1 protein-coding gene is annotated in these 585 nt (G+C 75.7%); it reads right to left on the bottom strand.

From position 1 onward, the window contains the following. Positions 1 to 301, bottom strand: a 301-nt coding sequence (locus L2I40_RS24235) for a hypothetical protein (protein ID WP_237217879.1), incomplete at its 3' end; no start/stop codon positions are given. Between the last annotated feature and the right edge of the window lie 284 nt (positions 302 to 585).

The raw sequence follows: 585 nt of genomic DNA, 5'->3' as shown, positions 1-585 counted from the left end.
CACCGGTGGTCTGCTGCGAATCGCCGGTCGCATTGCCGGCCGGATTGGTGGTGCGGCCGGTGCCTTGCGCCGTGCCCATGCCCGCGCTGCCCGTGTTCGGCGCCTGGCCGGTGTCGGAGCCGGTGGTCGCCGCGCCCCGCGCCGCCGGCGCGCCGCCGAGCGGGCCCTGCTGCGGCGTGGTCTGGGTGGTCCCCTGCATCTGGCTGCTGCCGCCGGTGTTCGCCTGGCCGAAGGCCAGCAGCGGGGCGGCGCAGAATGCAGCGGCGGTCGTCATCAACAGGTAGTGTCGTGTGCGGATCACGGCTGATCCTTTCTTCGTGGGGGGGTCCCGTGGCAGCCGCAACGCACCCTGCGCTGGCCGGGTTTCGGTGGGCGCACCGTCCCGTCATGGCCGTCCGGCGCGCGGCGCGGGTCGCCACCCGGGCCGATGGCATGGCAGAACGTCGCCATGCCGCAGCAGAGGCGCCCCGCCGGCCCGCCCCCCGACGCGGCGCGGTTGCAGGAGGCCGCGCTCGCGCACCTCGCACGCTTCGCCGCCACAGAGGCCGGGCTGCGCCGCGTGCTGCTGCGTCGTGTCGATCGCTG

This window comes from Falsiroseomonas oryziterrae, from assembly GCF_021864505.1.
GTDB classification, from domain to species: domain Bacteria; phylum Pseudomonadota; class Alphaproteobacteria; order Acetobacterales; family Acetobacteraceae; genus Falsiroseomonas; species Falsiroseomonas oryziterrae.
Note: the sequence above shows the minus strand (reverse complement) of the source record. Positions and strands in the feature narration are given on the sequence as shown.